At 59.7% G+C, this 12,919-nt stretch carries 13 protein-coding genes; 1 reads left to right on the top strand and 12 read right to left on the bottom strand.

The genetic code is table 11. The features are described from left to right. Window positions 1-9: 9 nt before the first annotated feature. The 10 genes from J5J10_RS15935 to J5J10_RS15980 all read right to left on the bottom strand — a co-directional run bounded on the left by J5J10_RS15935 (window position 10) and on the right by J5J10_RS15980 (window position 7,860). A complete protein-coding gene (locus tag J5J10_RS15935; protein WP_211930611.1) occupies window positions 10-1,065 on the bottom strand; it encodes a PhoH family protein in 1,056 nt (351 codons plus the stop codon). A gap of 46 nt (window positions 1,066-1,111) precedes the next feature. After that, on the bottom strand, window positions 1,112-2,512 hold the full coding sequence (gene miaB / locus J5J10_RS15940) for a tRNA (N6-isopentenyl adenosine(37)-C2)-methylthiotransferase MiaB (RefSeq protein WP_211930612.1): 1,401 nt from the start codon (window positions 2,510-2,512) through the stop codon (window positions 1,112-1,114). 52 nt (window positions 2,513-2,564) lie between these two features. Further along, complete coding sequence (locus J5J10_RS15945) at window positions 2,565-3,368, bottom strand: lysophospholipid acyltransferase family protein (protein WP_208548314.1); 804 nt, start codon at window positions 3,366-3,368, stop codon at window positions 2,565-2,567. A gap of 36 nt (window positions 3,369-3,404) precedes the next feature. Continuing rightward, window positions 3,405-3,833 (bottom strand): Fur family transcriptional regulator, encoded by a 429-nt coding sequence (locus J5J10_RS15950; RefSeq protein ID WP_208553023.1) that lies wholly within the window; start codon window positions 3,831-3,833, stop codon window positions 3,405-3,407. Window positions 3,834-3,870: 37 nt separating this feature from the next. After that, window positions 3,871-4,368 carry an N-acetyltransferase gene (locus J5J10_RS15955; RefSeq protein WP_211930613.1) on the bottom strand — a complete coding sequence of 166 codons (498 nt, stop codon included), beginning with the start codon at window positions 4,366-4,368 and terminating at the stop codon, window positions 3,871-3,873. Window positions 4,369-4,374: 6 nt separating this feature from the next. Continuing rightward, complete coding sequence (gene tsaB, locus J5J10_RS15960) at window positions 4,375-5,046, bottom strand: tRNA (adenosine(37)-N6)-threonylcarbamoyltransferase complex dimerization subunit type 1 TsaB (protein WP_211930614.1); 672 nt, start codon at window positions 5,044-5,046, stop codon at window positions 4,375-4,377. A gap of 19 nt (window positions 5,047-5,065) precedes the next feature. After that, window positions 5,066-5,626: a NifU family protein gene (locus J5J10_RS15965; protein WP_211930615.1), complete on the bottom strand. Its 561-nt coding sequence runs from the start codon at window positions 5,624-5,626 to the stop codon at window positions 5,066-5,068. 95 nt (window positions 5,627-5,721) lie between these two features. Beyond that, window positions 5,722-6,213: a universal stress protein gene (locus tag J5J10_RS15970; protein WP_208548310.1), complete on the bottom strand. Its 492-nt coding sequence runs from the start codon at window positions 6,211-6,213 to the stop codon at window positions 5,722-5,724. 82 nt (window positions 6,214-6,295) lie between these two features. Then, entirely contained in the window at window positions 6,296-7,363 is a 1,068-nt protein-coding gene (trpS, locus tag J5J10_RS15975; RefSeq protein WP_211930617.1) for a tryptophan--tRNA ligase, read from the bottom strand. A gap of 104 nt (window positions 7,364-7,467) precedes the next feature. Next, a complete protein-coding gene (locus J5J10_RS15980; RefSeq protein ID WP_211930618.1) occupies window positions 7,468-7,860 on the bottom strand; it encodes a VOC family protein in 393 nt (130 codons plus the stop codon). A gap of 175 nt (window positions 7,861-8,035) precedes the next feature. Here J5J10_RS15980 and J5J10_RS15985 point away from each other — a divergent pair, with 175 nt between their 5' ends. Beyond that, window positions 8,036-8,455, top strand: a complete 420-nt coding sequence (locus J5J10_RS15985; RefSeq protein WP_211930619.1) for a DUF882 domain-containing protein — start codon at window positions 8,036-8,038, stop codon at window positions 8,453-8,455. Here J5J10_RS15985 and murJ read toward each other — a convergent pair. Further along, on the bottom strand, window positions 8,446-10,017 hold the full coding sequence (murJ, locus tag J5J10_RS15990) for a murein biosynthesis integral membrane protein MurJ (protein WP_211930620.1): 1,572 nt from the start codon (window positions 10,015-10,017) through the stop codon (window positions 8,446-8,448). The genes J5J10_RS15985 and murJ overlap by 10 nt on opposite strands. A gap of 1 nt (window position 10,018) precedes the next feature. After that, window positions 10,019-12,868 carry a [protein-PII] uridylyltransferase gene (locus J5J10_RS15995; RefSeq protein ID WP_282959990.1) on the bottom strand — a complete coding sequence of 950 codons (2,850 nt, stop codon included), beginning with the start codon at window positions 12,866-12,868 and terminating at the stop codon, window positions 10,019-10,021. Between the last annotated feature and the right edge of the window lie 51 nt (window positions 12,869-12,919).

Genomic DNA, 12,919 nt, shown 5'->3' on the forward strand with positions numbered 1-12,919 from the left:
GGCCGGTGCTCAACGGTCGATCTGCTCTCTTTCGTCCTGGATGACATACTGGGCGTCATAGGCCCTGACGATGCGACCGACAAGCGGATGGCGCACGACGTCCACGTCCTTGAAACGCGTGATCGAGATACCGTCGACGCCGTCAAGAATCTGCAGCGCCTCGACCAGACCCGACTTGACCCCACGCGGAAGATCAACCTGACTCGGGTCGCCGGTGATGATCATCCGGCCATTCTCGCCAAGGCGCGTCAGAAACATCTTCATCTGCATCGACGTCGTGTTCTGCGCCTCGTCGAGTATGATCGCCGCGTTTGCGAGGGTCCGGCCGCGCATGAACGCAAGTGGTGCAATTTCTATGACGCCCGCCGTGATGGCGCGTTCGACCTTGTCGCCAGGCATCATGTCGTAGAGCGCGTCATAGAGCGGTCGTAGATAGGGATCGACCTTTTCCTTCATATCGCCGGGCAGAAAGCCGAGACGCTCTCCGGCCTCGACGGCGGGCCGAGAGAGTATGATCCGGTCGACCGCCCCGCGCTCCAGCAACTGGGCTGCGTGGGCGACTGCCAGGTAGGTTTTGCCTGTGCCGGCGGGACCGACGCCGAACACGAGTTCGGATCGTTCCATCGCACGCATATACGCGTCCTGTGTCGGCGTGCGAGCGGCGATCGTCTTCTTGCGCGTCGTGATCTGCGCCATGGATAGTTTTGCCTTGCGTTCCATCGTCGGCAGGCTCAACTGGTCATCGGCGGCCACGGCCATGCGAAGAGCGCCCTCAACGTCCGAAGGCTCCACAGTGCCACCCTTCTGCAATCTGTCGTAAAGAAAATCCAGAGCACGGCGCGCCTGGTTGGTGGCGACGAGGTCGCCGGAGATAGATACGGAGTTGCCACGCGGGCGAGCGCTGATGTTCAGGCGCTCTTCAATGAGCTTCAAATTCTGGTCGAACTGCCCGAAAAGCTCACTAGCAAACCGATTGTTCTCGAACGTCAAGATGAAGTGATTGGCGTCGGTCGCTGCGGTACGTGGGTTACGCGAGGATGAAAGTGCCAATTCCTGTGCGTTCAATCGGGTCTGGCTCCACAGTCAGAGTATCTCGGAACCCACTCTAGCTTCATGCCACCTCGGCAAACAAGCTGTTTGGTCCGGTTGCGGTGATTCGTACGTTTATAATGTCACCGATTTGCGATGTTTTTGCATCAACATTCACAGACTGAAGCCACGGCGACCGACCGATCAACTGCCCCGGGTTTCGGCCCGGCTTTTCGAGCAGGAGATCAATCGTTTTGCCCACACAACTCGCAGCAAAGCGGTTTTGTTGCATGAGCAGCAATTCCTGCAACCGCGCGAGACGTTCAGACTTTACCTCTTCATCAACATGATCCGGCAAATCCGCGCCTGGCGTTCCAGGGCGGGAGGAGTATTTGAACGAATAGGCCTGCGCGTAGCCTACACGCCGAACGAGTTCCAGAGTGGCCTCGAAATCCGCTTCTGTCTCTCCCGGAAAACCCACGATGAAGTCACCAGAGAGGGCGATATCGGGGCGTGCGGCGCGAATGCGATCGATCAGAGCGATATATTCGTGCGCATTATGGCGACGGTTCATTGCCTTCAGAACCCGGTCGGAACCCGACTGCACCGGAAGATGCAGATAAGGCATCAGCATGCGCAGATCGCGGTGCGCCTCAATGAGACGATCATCCATGTCGCGGGGGTGGCTGGTGGTGTAGCGAAGGCGGGCGATACCCGGGATTTCCGCCAGACGGTAGAGGAGATCACCGAGACCCCAGCGTTCGCCTTTAGGACCGGCGCTGGTCCAGGCATTGACATTCTGGCCGAGCAGCGTGAGTTCCCGCACGCCCTCACCGGCCAAGCGCTCCGCCTCGGCCACGATCTGTGCAACGGGCCGGGAAACTTCTGAGCCACGTGTGTAGGGAACAACACAGAATGTGCAGAACTTGTCGCAGCCCTCCTGCACCGTCAGGAACGCGGTAACGGCGCGGGCCTTTCCTCTCGGTGCGGAAATGCTCGGCAGATGCTCGAACTTGTCTTCAACCGCATAGTCGGTGTCGACGACACGCTCCCCCTTGCGGGCACGCTTCAACGCGTCAGGAAGGCGGTGATATGTCTGCGGGCCTATCACCACATCGACAGATGGCTCGCGACGCGAAATTTCCTCGCCTTCAGCCTGCGCAACGCAGCCGGCGACGCCAATCATGAACTCGCGACCCTCGCTGGTCCGCTGACGTTTCATCTGCCGCAGGCGGCCCAAGGCGGAATAGACCTTTTCCGAGGCTTTTTCGCGGATGTGACAGGTATTCAGGAGAACCAGGTCGGCTTCGTCCATAACGTCCGTCGGCACGTAGCCGTCCGCGGCCAGCGCATCGCTCATGCGGCTGGAATCATAGACGTTCATCTGGCAGCCATAAGTCTTGATGAAGACTTTGCGGCCCGGCGAAGGTTCACCACTGGTCACAGCCGCGAGTGGCGACATTTCTGCAATTTCCTCGGTCATGGCGGCTATCTAGTGCTTTTCTGCGCGGGATAAAACAGAAAATTTCCGAGGTTCAACCGCCTCGCGTCGAGCGCCCTCGCAGATGGTCAACCAACATCGACCGGATGGCAGCCTCGACCCGCGCGCTGAGGAGCTTCCTGTTTTCACCCACCCTAAACTCTATCACCTCGCCGAAACTGACGTCGACATCGATCGCACCCGCCTTCAGGATGCCAATCAGGTGCGGCAATAAGCCGATATCGCCGGGCCATGCGGCAATCGGACGGTGGTAGCGCCCCATCGGCATGCCGTACACGCCCGTATAGGCGATCGCTACAGGCTGGACATGAACGACGCCATCGGGCGCAAGCGGCAAGGCGGCGCTAGCAGCGCCGAACAGGGACGACTTTACGCCCAGTAGCCTGTTGCCGTCGGAAGTCGTGCCTTCGGGGAAGAGCACGACGATTTCGCCATCGGCCATTCGCGTCGCAATCTCGTTGACCTGCTCTCCGGTCCGACTCTTCTCCTCGCGGACCACGAAAATGCTCTTCTGGAGCTTGGCGAAGAGACCGAACACCGGCCAGGACGCCACTTCGGTCTTGGCGATAAACGCCACGTCGGCGAGCGCTCCGAGGATGAGGATGTCCTTCCAGGAGGCATGATTGGCGGCAATCATCAAGGGGCGACGGCTCTCCAGTCCTCCGTGAACGTGCAGGCGTATGCCGAGAAGCCTGCAGGCCATCCTGTGCCAATAACCGGGAAGCCAACGCCTGTAAGGGAAATCGAAGTAGAGCCCCAATGCCTGTATCGGAAGCATCACCAGCGTCATCAACGCGATGAGGGACAACACGATGCCGATGCGCACGCCGTCGATCACCGTCTGTGTTCCCTTCCGCCGGTCATGTCGAACGCCTCAGCCTTCGTCCTTTTTCAGCGGTATGCCATACAGTTCCAGGCGGTGGTCAACGAGTTTGAAGCCGTGCTCGCGAGCAATCTTTTCCTGCAACGCCTCGATCTCGGGAGAATGAAACTCAATGACTTCACCGGTTTTCAGGTCGATGAGATGGTCATGATGCTCTTCTGGGACAGTTTCGTAGCGGGACCGGCCATCGCGGAAGTCGTGACGGGCGATGATCCCGGCGTCTTCGAACAGCTTCACCGTTCTGTAAACGGTTGAAATCGAGATTCGCGAGTCGACGAGAACGGAACGGCGGTACAATTCCTCAACGTCGGGATGATCGTCGGAACGCTCGAGAATACGCGCGATCACGCGTCGCTGCTCCGTCATTCGCATGCCGCGTTCGACACAAAGATCCTCGAGGGTTTTCGAAACTTCGTTCATCACATCCGACATGCAAGGCCCGTCCACCAAAAGGTGGTTAGCCAAGATCGCGCTTCATGACAAGCGCCGCGGATCTTCGACCTTCGGCGTCCGTGTAATAGGAGTCGCGCTTACCGGCGATTTCGAAACCAAGTTTCCGATACAGTCCAAGGGCGGGACCATTGCCGTCATCAACCTCCAGGAACATCGAGAGACCACCCCGCGCCTGAGCTTCCCGCATCGCGGCAAGCATCAGTCGCCATCCGAGACCGGCCCTGGGAAGCTTTTCCTGCACTGCAATCGTCAGTATCTCGGCCTCCCCCGCCACCTCGCGAGCCAGGACAAAACCGGCCAATGACGGCTTGAACAAGAGCGCGTTGGTCTGGCGGGCAACGAACCCGTACGTGTTCTGCTGCAGAAGCAAGTTAACGAACTCGCCGTCATTCCATCCGCGAGCGAAACGCTGCCCGTGCAGTTCCGACATTTCGCGGCAGTCGTCGGCCGACATCGTCACAATCTCGAACTCGGGCTTCCGTGAAAACACGTTTTCCAGCATTCCCGCTCATACCCTCGCTACGGCAAATCCTTCCTGCGGCTTCGCATCCGGTCCCCGCAGGTAAAGTGGTCTCGGCTTCCCCGGCTTTACGGCGATAGCCAGTTGTGCAACCCGGGCAATGGGAAAATGGTCCGCGGACGTCGCGACCTCATTGCCGGCAAGGAGGCTTGCGGCCGAACCAACAACCTCCGCCGCGCCCGACGCGGCAATCTCTCTGGCGCCATCCACCGACAGGACAGACGCGTCCTGGAGCGGGCGACCGGTCGCAGAGAAGAGCTGCAGATAGACTTCGCTCCGACGAGCATCGATCGAAACAAGGATCGGCCTGCCATCGTCATCGCCTTCGCGCCGTCGGCGGTCGATCGCTTCTGCGGCAAGCACTTCCAACGTAGAAATCCCGACAGACTCCACGCCAAGCGACAAAGCGAAACCTCGTGCCGCCGCCACGCCAACACGTATGCCGGTGAAGGATCCCGGTCCTACCGTGACCGCGATCCGCCCGACGTCGGAGATATCCACGCCAGCCTGGTCCAATGCCAGATCAACGATGGCCATCAACCGCTCGGCATGGCCACGCCCGATGTTCTCTGTCACCTCGCCCAATATTTTCATGGTTGCGGTATCGTAGAGCGCTGCCGCGCAATCGGTTCCAGCCGTGTCGAGCGCGAGGACGATCATCGAGCGGAAATGCCAGACATCAGACGGCCTCGACTTCCTGCACTTCGGGCACGAAGTGGCGCAAGAGGTTCTGAACACCGTGCTTCAACGTCGCCGTCGAGGACGGGCAACCGGCGCAGGCGCCTTTCATGTTCAGAAAGACCTTGCCGTCCTTGAAGCCGCGGAAGGTTATATCGCCTCCATCCTGCGCAACGGCGGGACGGACCCGCGTCTCGAGAAGTTCCTTGATCGTGGCAACGATGGTCTCATCGCCGGCGTCGAAAAACTCACCATCTAAGTCGGAGTCGCCGCGACTGCTTGCTCCCATGACCGGCTGGCCGCTCATGAAATGCTCCATGATGGCACCGAGTATCGCTGGTTTCAGATGATGCCATTCCGGGCCGTCCTTGGTGACCGTCACGAAGTCATAGCCAAAGAACACGCCGGCAACGCCCGGGATGGAGAAGATCCGGCTCGCCAATGGAGAGTTCTGAGCCGCGTCAGCGCCCAGGAATTCTGCCGTCCCGCTCTCCAAGACGACCTTCCCAGGCAGGAATTTCAGCGTAGCGGGATTCGGCGTCGTTTCAGTCTGGATGAACATGGGTATCTCCCGGGCTCGCGGCCAAATTTAGAATTCTTCAAAAATAAGACCGAATATCGGCGTCTTCAAGTCAAAAGCGGAAGATAACCCAGCGATCAGCAGAGCGCGTCGATTTCCTCGTTGCTCAGTGTATCCGGCAGCACGGTGACCGGTATGGGAAAGGCTCCCGGACGGCCGGCAATCATCGATACGAGAGGGCCCGGCCCTTCCTTGGCTGATCCGGCCGCCAGGACCAGGATCGCGATATCCCGGTCTTCCTCGATAACTGCGTTTATCTGCTGCGCCGAACTGCCTTCGCGGATGACGATCTCCGGTTCCACCCCAATCGATTCGCGAATCGTCTGTGCAGCTTTTGCCATCGCCGCTTCCGCTTCCTCACGGGCTTCGGCGCGCATGATCTCCTCAACACCCAGCCATTGCTGGAAGTCGCCTTCGGGAATGATGTACAGCATCACCAGGCCGCCGTTCGAATTCTTGGCGCGGCGGCCCGCATAATGGACCGCCTTGTAGCATTCCGGCGTCCCGTCGATGATCGCCATGAACTTGCGCCTGTGGCCTTCAAGTCGTGACAGCCGTTTCGAAACCATTCGGAAATCCAGCCTCCGGACCGGTCACAACCGCGCGCGTCACGACGGGCTCCGGTTTGCCCGCCGCGCGACACACTCGACCTTACTGCACGAAACCGATGATGTCGCGGACTTCCTTCATGGTTTTTTCCGCGCGGGCGCGGGCCCTTGCGCCACCGTCACGAAGCACCGTGTCGATGTAGCCGGGATCCCCCATCAGCCGGCGCATCTCCCCGTTCACAGGAGCCAGGGTCTCGACCGCAAGATCAACGAGGGCCGGCTTGAAAACGGAAAACTGCTGTCCGCCGAAGTCCTTCAGCACGTCAGCCTTCGACTTGTCTGAAAGGGCGGCGAAGATGCCAACCAGGTTGTCCGCCTCCGGCCTACCCTTCAATCCTTCCGTCTCGCTCGGAAGCGCATCCGGATCGGTCTTGGCCTTCTTGATCTTCTTCGAGATCGTCTCGGCATCATCCATCAGGTTGATGCGCGAAAGATCAGAGGCATCGGACTTCGACATCTTTTTCGTGCCATCGCGCAGGCTCATGACGCGCGGCGCCGGACCATCGATGAGCGGCTCCACCATCGGGAAATAGGCATGGACCGGTTGGTCGCCGACCTTGATATCGATTCCCGCCCCGGTCTCGCGGATCTGACTTGCGAAATCGAGGTTGAACTTCATCGCGATATCGCGGGTCAGCTCCAGATGCTGCTTCTGGTCGTCGCCAACGGGGACGTGCGTGGCCCGGTACACAAGAATGTCGGCGGCCATGAGGCTCGGGTAAGCGAGCAGTCCCAAGGAAACCTGCTCGGCGTTCTTGCCACCGGCCTTGTCCTTGAACTGGGTCATGCGCTCCATCCAGCCGATCCGCGCCACGCAGTTGAAGATCCAGGCCAGTTCCGCGTGTTGCGGCACCGCCGACTGGTTGAACACGATGTGCGCTTTCGGGTCGATGCCCGATGCAAGGAAGGCAGCCGTGATCGAGCGTATCTGGTTCGGCATGTCCTCGTGCACAAGCTGCGCCGTCAGCGCGTGCAAATCGACGACGCAATATATGCAATCGTTTTTTGCCTGCAGTGCGACAAACTTCTTGATGGCGCCGAGGTAGTTGCCGAGGTGAAGATTACCGGTCGGCTGAACGCCGGAGAAAACCAGCGGCTTGAATTCACTCATGTACGTCCCCAACAGGCGGGTGGAAGGCCTGATCTAGCGATTGATTTCCGCCAGCGCTTATGCACCCCGCCTTCTGCACAATCAAGTGCCGACACAACACTGCTTCAGACCGGTTCTAGAAGATCCCAGCGATTGCCATGGAGGTCTTCAAAGACGACGACGGTCCCGTAAACTTCGTGGCGCGGCTCTTCGACAAACCGTACGCCATTTGCAAGCAAGGCCTTGTAATCGCGGGCGAAGTCATCGGTTCGCAGGAAAAAGCCAACCCGGCCGCCGGCCTGTTTTCCGACCGCCGCCCGTTGGTCCTCACCATCGGCTTTCGCCAGCAAAAGGGCCGCACCGGACGTGCCCGGCGGCCGAACCACCAGCCAGCGCCTGATGGCATCCATCTGGGTGTCCTCGACACAATCGAAGCCAAGCGCATCACAGTAAAAGGTCTTCGCCTTGTCGCAGTCGTCTACCACGAGCGTGACGAGAAAAAGTTCCTGCGAGGCCATTGGTCACTCCTTGTGCTGCGCAAGTATCCTTAACGGACATTAACCAATACGGCGCGAAATTCTCGAATTAGAGCAAATTCCTCCTTATTCAGGTCACTTTTCGGAAGGAAATACCCGCCTCCGATCGCAACCTCGCTATCAAGCGATAATTTTCTTTTTTCACAGGAGCCTCGGCATGATGTATCGCGTCGCCATTGCCTGTCTCTTGGCCATTGCCATGACAAGCCCAAACGCCACCGCCAAGGATGAAAAACGCAAGGCTACCTTCTTCATGAAGCACAGCTACTCTGCCGCCTACACCGTCCAGAGAGCGAGCGTGCAGGTCGGATGTTTTCCGGAAAAGCTTCAACGTATCCTCGCTCACATCGCCAGCGAGACCGGCCGGAAACCGATCGTCACATCCGGTCATCGACCCCGGTCCGGGAAGTCGCAACACAGCCGCTGTTACGCCGCCGACATCCGCGTGCCCGGCGTTTCTGAACGAAAGATCGTTGCCGCGGCTAAGCATGCTCCCGGCATTGGCGGCGTGGGTCGGTACTGCAACGGCATCGTCCATGTCGATATCGGACCGCGCCGCAACTGGACCTATTGCTGACGGCCCCTGCGCTGCAGGTTTCGGCGAATCATTCCGAGGCTGGCACCGCCAATGGCGAATGCTGTTACAAAGTACACGACCATCGCGATACCGATCAAAGCGCCGAGCGCAGCAACCTGCTCCAGGAGACCCGATGAAGGGCTGAGCCACGCGCTCCAGCGATCCGAAAAGTAGATCAACACCATCGCCATGACAGCGGATGCAACAACCAGCCTTGCGGCGCGCCAGACAAGCGGCCACTCCCACATCAGGTCGCCGCGGCGCAGAAGCGTCACGAACAACAGAACCGCGTTGATCCAGCCGGCGGCCGCCTCCGCAGTGGCGATACCGCGTTCGGCGATAAGGGGAAATAGGGATATCGCAAGCGTGGAATTCACCGCGACGGATATGCCGGTGAAACGCATCGGCGTTTTCGTGTCTTCACGCGCGTAAAAGCCTGGCTGCAGAGCCTTGATGAGGACGAAGCCGGGCAGGCCTATCCCGTAGATCGCCAGGATAGATGCGACCACGGCGGTGTTCTGTTCGGAAAAGGCGCCCCGTTCATAGAGCACCCGAATAATCTCGTCGGACAACACCCACAAAGCGGCGGCTGCGGGGAGGGTCAGGAAAAGGACGAACTCTATCGAGCGATTCTGGATATTGGCCGCCTCGACCTGATGGCCACCTTTGAGGGCGCGGGAGAGTTCCGGCAACAGCACGACCCCCACCGCAACGCCGACAACACCGAGGGGAAGTTGGTAGATGCGGTCCGCATACTGGAGAGCGGCGATCGCGCCCTCCTTGCCGGAGGCAATCGCTTGTCCGATGATCTGGTTGATCTGGGTGATCCCGCCCGTCAGCGCGGCCGGTACTGCCAGAACAAGCAGGCGCTTGACGTTCGGCGTGATCCTGGGCCAGCGAAAACCAATGCTCATTCCGGCGTGGCGGACGCCGATATAGACTACAGCGAGTTGCAGAAGCCCAGCCGCCAAGACCGACCAGGAGAGATACCACGCGGTGGTGGCGGGTTCGGCTCCGGTATGTAGCGCATACAGAAGCGCTCCGATCATGATGACGTTCAGGAAGACCGGGGCGATGGCGGCTGCGAAAAAGTGGTGCAGCGAATTCAGCATGCCGCTCATCATCGCCGTCAGAGACATGCACATGAGGTAGGGGAACATCACGGCCGCCAACCGGACCGTCAGGGAAAACTTCTCAGCGTCGTCAGCAAAGCCAGGCGCGATGATCCAGCGCACCAGAAGCGGCATGGAGAGTTCCATGACGATCGTAATCACCAGCAGTACGGAGAAGAGAACGCCGAAGACTTCCTCGGAGAAGCGCTTGGCACCGGCCACGCCATTCGCCTCGATTTCCTTGGAGAAAAGCGGCACGAAGGCAGCATTGAACGCGCCCTCGGCGAAGAGACGGCGAAACAGGTTCGGAAACCGGAACGCGGCGTAGAAGACGTCTGCCATGGGTCCCGTGCCCAGAGCGGCCGCCATCAGCGTTTCGCGGGCGAAGCCAAAGATACGGCTGCCCAGGGTCGCGCCGCCGACCGTCGCAAATTTTCGGACAAGGCTCATTTCAGGCTCTCAGCTTTTTCTGGATCAACGTCCCACGCTGCGGCGCCGGCGCGATGATGCCGGAGGGCATCTTGTCGCGCAGTTCGTCGGACTGCTCGGCCATCACCGCCTTGAGTCGCCCGGTGACGGTGGCGATGCGGTTGTCGTTTGTGACCTTCTGACCGATCAGGTCGGTTACGTAGAAGGTGTCGATGACCTTCTCACCGAACGTGGTGATGCGCGCCGAATGGATGTCGAGCGAGAGATCGGAGAGAACAGCTGTCACCTCAGCCAGCAGACCGATGCGATCGAGGCACTCGATCTCGATCACGGTGAACTTGTTCGAGAGGCCGTTGGAGATCGTGACGTGGGGCTGGACGGGGAATGTCTTGTTCTTCCTTTTCCCCTTGCTGCGCGTGGCAATCACCTCAGGTAGGCGCTTGCGGCCCGAAAGAACGTCTTCGATCATGCGGCAGATCGTGCCGGCCCGACGCATCTCGTCCTCATCGATCGGGAACTCGCGATTGACCAGGATCGTATCGAGCGCGCGCCCATCCGATGTCGTGAAAATCTGCGCATCGGCGATATTGGCACCGGCTGCGGCACAGGCACCGGCGATGATGGAGAGAAGCCGGGGGTGGTCGGGAGACAGAACAGTTATCTCGGTGATGGCGTGGAACGAATGCGTCCGCACCATCGTCGCCAGAGCGTGGCCGGACTTGTCGGCCTGCCGGATGAAATTTGCGTGGCGGACTTGATCCTCAAGAGCGACGGCGAGCAGATACGGCTCGTAGTGAAGCTTGATATACGTCTCGCGTTCGCGCGTGCTCCAGTCTGCCAGAGCCTCTGAGAGCATGTCTCCGGCATGTTTGGCGCGTTCCTTGCGCGAAACCTCGGAGAAACCGCCGGAGATGAGCAATTCCGTCTCGTAGTAGAGCGTGCGGAGCAATTGCCCCTTCCAGCCGTTCCAGACACCGGGACCGACCGCGCGGATGTCGCAGACCGTCAGCACCAGCAGCATCTTGAGGCGATCAAGCGACTGGACCTTCTCGGCGAAGTCGGTGATCGTCTTGCGATCATGCAGGTCGCGGGTCTGAGCCACCATGGACATCAGGAGATGCTGCTCGATGAGCCACGCCACGAGTTCCGTCTGCTTCGGCGAAAGGCCGAGTCGCGGGCAGAGCTTACGCGCAACCTTGGCCCCGGCGATCGAATGGTCCTCCTGGCGACCCTTGGCAACGTCGTGAAGCAGGACGGCGGCATACAGCGCCTGCCGATCCTCGATGCTTGGCAAGAGCTTCGCCGATAACGGATGGATATCGCCGGATTGCCCCTTTTCAATCTCAGACAGCACGCCAACCGTCCGAATGAGGTGTTCGTCGACGGTGTAGTGATGATACATGTTAAACTGCATCATCGACACTACCTTGCCGAAATCCGGCAGGAAGCGACCAAGGACACCCGCCTCGTTCATGCGCCGCAGGATCAGCGCCGGGTCGCGACGGGATGTCAGGATCGCCATGAAGAGGCGGTTGGCTTCCTCGTTCTCGCGGAAGTCATTGTCGATCAGCGACAGGGATCGCGTTACACCCTTCAACGCGTCAGGATGAAATTCCAGGCCGTTGAGGTCGGCAACGTGAAAAAGGCGGATGATGGAAATCGGATCCCGCTTGAAGACATCGGCTCGGGCGAGCGCGATGCGCCCCTTGTCCTCGATGAACTCGATCGTTCCAGGGATCTTGCGCGGACGGTTCGCAAAACGGCCGATCGCAGCCGTCAGACCCGGCGCAGCCTTGGCCTGCTCGTCCTCAAGCGCGGCGCAGATGATCCGTGTCAGATCGCCCACGTCCTTGGCGACGAGGAAGTAATGCTTCATGAAACGCTCGACGGCAGAAAGGCCGGGTCGCGGTTGATAACCGAGCGACTGGGCGATCTCCGGCTGGATATCGAAAGACAGGCGCTCCTCGGGCTTACCGGTCAGGTAATGCATGTGGCAACGCACGGCCCAGAGAAAATCGTCCGCCTTCTGGAACAGGCGCCATTCCTGCCTCGACAGTACACCGAGCTTCACCAAGTCCTCGGCATCACGGACATTGTACTTGTATTTGGCGATCCAGAAGAGGGTCTGGAGGTCACGGAGACCGCCCTTGCCTTCCTTCACGTTCGGCTCGACCAGATAGCGGGTGTCGCCGGCCTTCTGATGACGTTGATCGCGCTCGGCAAGCTTGGCGGCGATGAATTCCGGCGCCGTGCCTTCCGCCACCTCGAGATCGAACCGGCGGATCAACTCAGCGACCAGGTCGGCCTTGCCACAAATGAAGCGGGACTCCAGCACAGCAGTCCGAATGGTCATGTCGGTCTTTGAAAGGCGGATGCATTCGTCAAGCGTGCGCGTGGCATGACCCACCTTGAAACCAATATCCCAGAGCAGGTAGAGCATGAACTCAACCGCCTTGTGCATATTGGGCGACACCTTTGCCGGCGTCAGGAAGAGAAGGTCAATATCCGAGCCGGGCGCCAAGGTGCCGCGACCGTAGCCACCGACCGCGGCCACGGCGATGGAATCGGTTTTTTCCGGATAAATGTGGGCGACAACGGCCTCATAGACGATGGAGATCAACTGGTCCTGCAGCCAGGACAGACGCTGTGCACAGGCGAGACCACTGCCATCTTCGAAAAGTTTCCGTCGCGCGACCTCACGTGCCTCGGCGACGGCCTGTTTCAGCACCGGCAGCAAAGCTGCGCGGGCGTTCAGCACGTGTCCGGCATTGGCGACGGCGGTTTTCATGCACTCCGCCTTCAAGGCGGCGGTATCGAGGATATCGCTATTGTCTATCGTCGGCTGGGCCATGGATGGCGTCTTCGCTTTCAATTGGTGAGCACGCGCAGTGACTGCGCTATAGCGCTTTTGAGGGGCCGGTTA

The sequence above is a fragment of the Ciceribacter sp. L1K23 genome (genome assembly GCF_018122705.1).
Taxonomy (GTDB): domain Bacteria; phylum Pseudomonadota; class Alphaproteobacteria; order Rhizobiales; family Rhizobiaceae; genus Allorhizobium.

Bases quoted from the DNA above. Each gene is read 5' to 3' on its own strand.
- miaB (WP_211930612.1), bottom strand. From the start codon at position 2,512: ATGACCGAGGAAATTGCAGAAATGTCGCCACTCGCGGCTGTGACCAGT.
- J5J10_RS15950 (WP_208553023.1), bottom strand. From the start codon at position 3,833: ATGAACGAAGTTTCGAAAACCCTCGAGGATCTTTGTGTCGAACGCGGC.
- J5J10_RS15955 (WP_211930613.1), bottom strand. From the start codon at position 4,368: ATGCTGGAAAACGTGTTTTCACGGAAGCCCGAGTTCGAGATTGTGACG.
- tsaB (WP_211930614.1), bottom strand. From the start codon at position 5,046: ATGATCGTCCTCGCGCTCGACACGGCTGGAACCGATTGCGCGGCAGCG.
- J5J10_RS15965 (WP_211930615.1), bottom strand. From the start codon at position 5,626: ATGTTCATCCAGACTGAAACGACGCCGAATCCCGCTACGCTGAAATTC.
- J5J10_RS15970 (WP_208548310.1), bottom strand. From the start codon at position 6,213: ATGGTTTCGAAACGGCTGTCACGACTTGAAGGCCACAGGCGCAAGTTC.
- trpS (WP_211930617.1), bottom strand. From the start codon at position 7,363: ATGAGTGAATTCAAGCCGCTGGTTTTCTCCGGCGTTCAGCCGACCGGT.
- J5J10_RS15980 (WP_211930618.1), bottom strand. From the start codon at position 7,860: ATGGCCTCGCAGGAACTTTTTCTCGTCACGCTCGTGGTAGACGACTGC.
- J5J10_RS15985 (WP_211930619.1), top strand. From the start codon at position 8,036: ATGATGTATCGCGTCGCCATTGCCTGTCTCTTGGCCATTGCCATGACA.
- murJ (WP_211930620.1), bottom strand. From the start codon at position 10,017: ATGAGCCTTGTCCGAAAATTTGCGACGGTCGGCGGCGCGACCCTGGGC.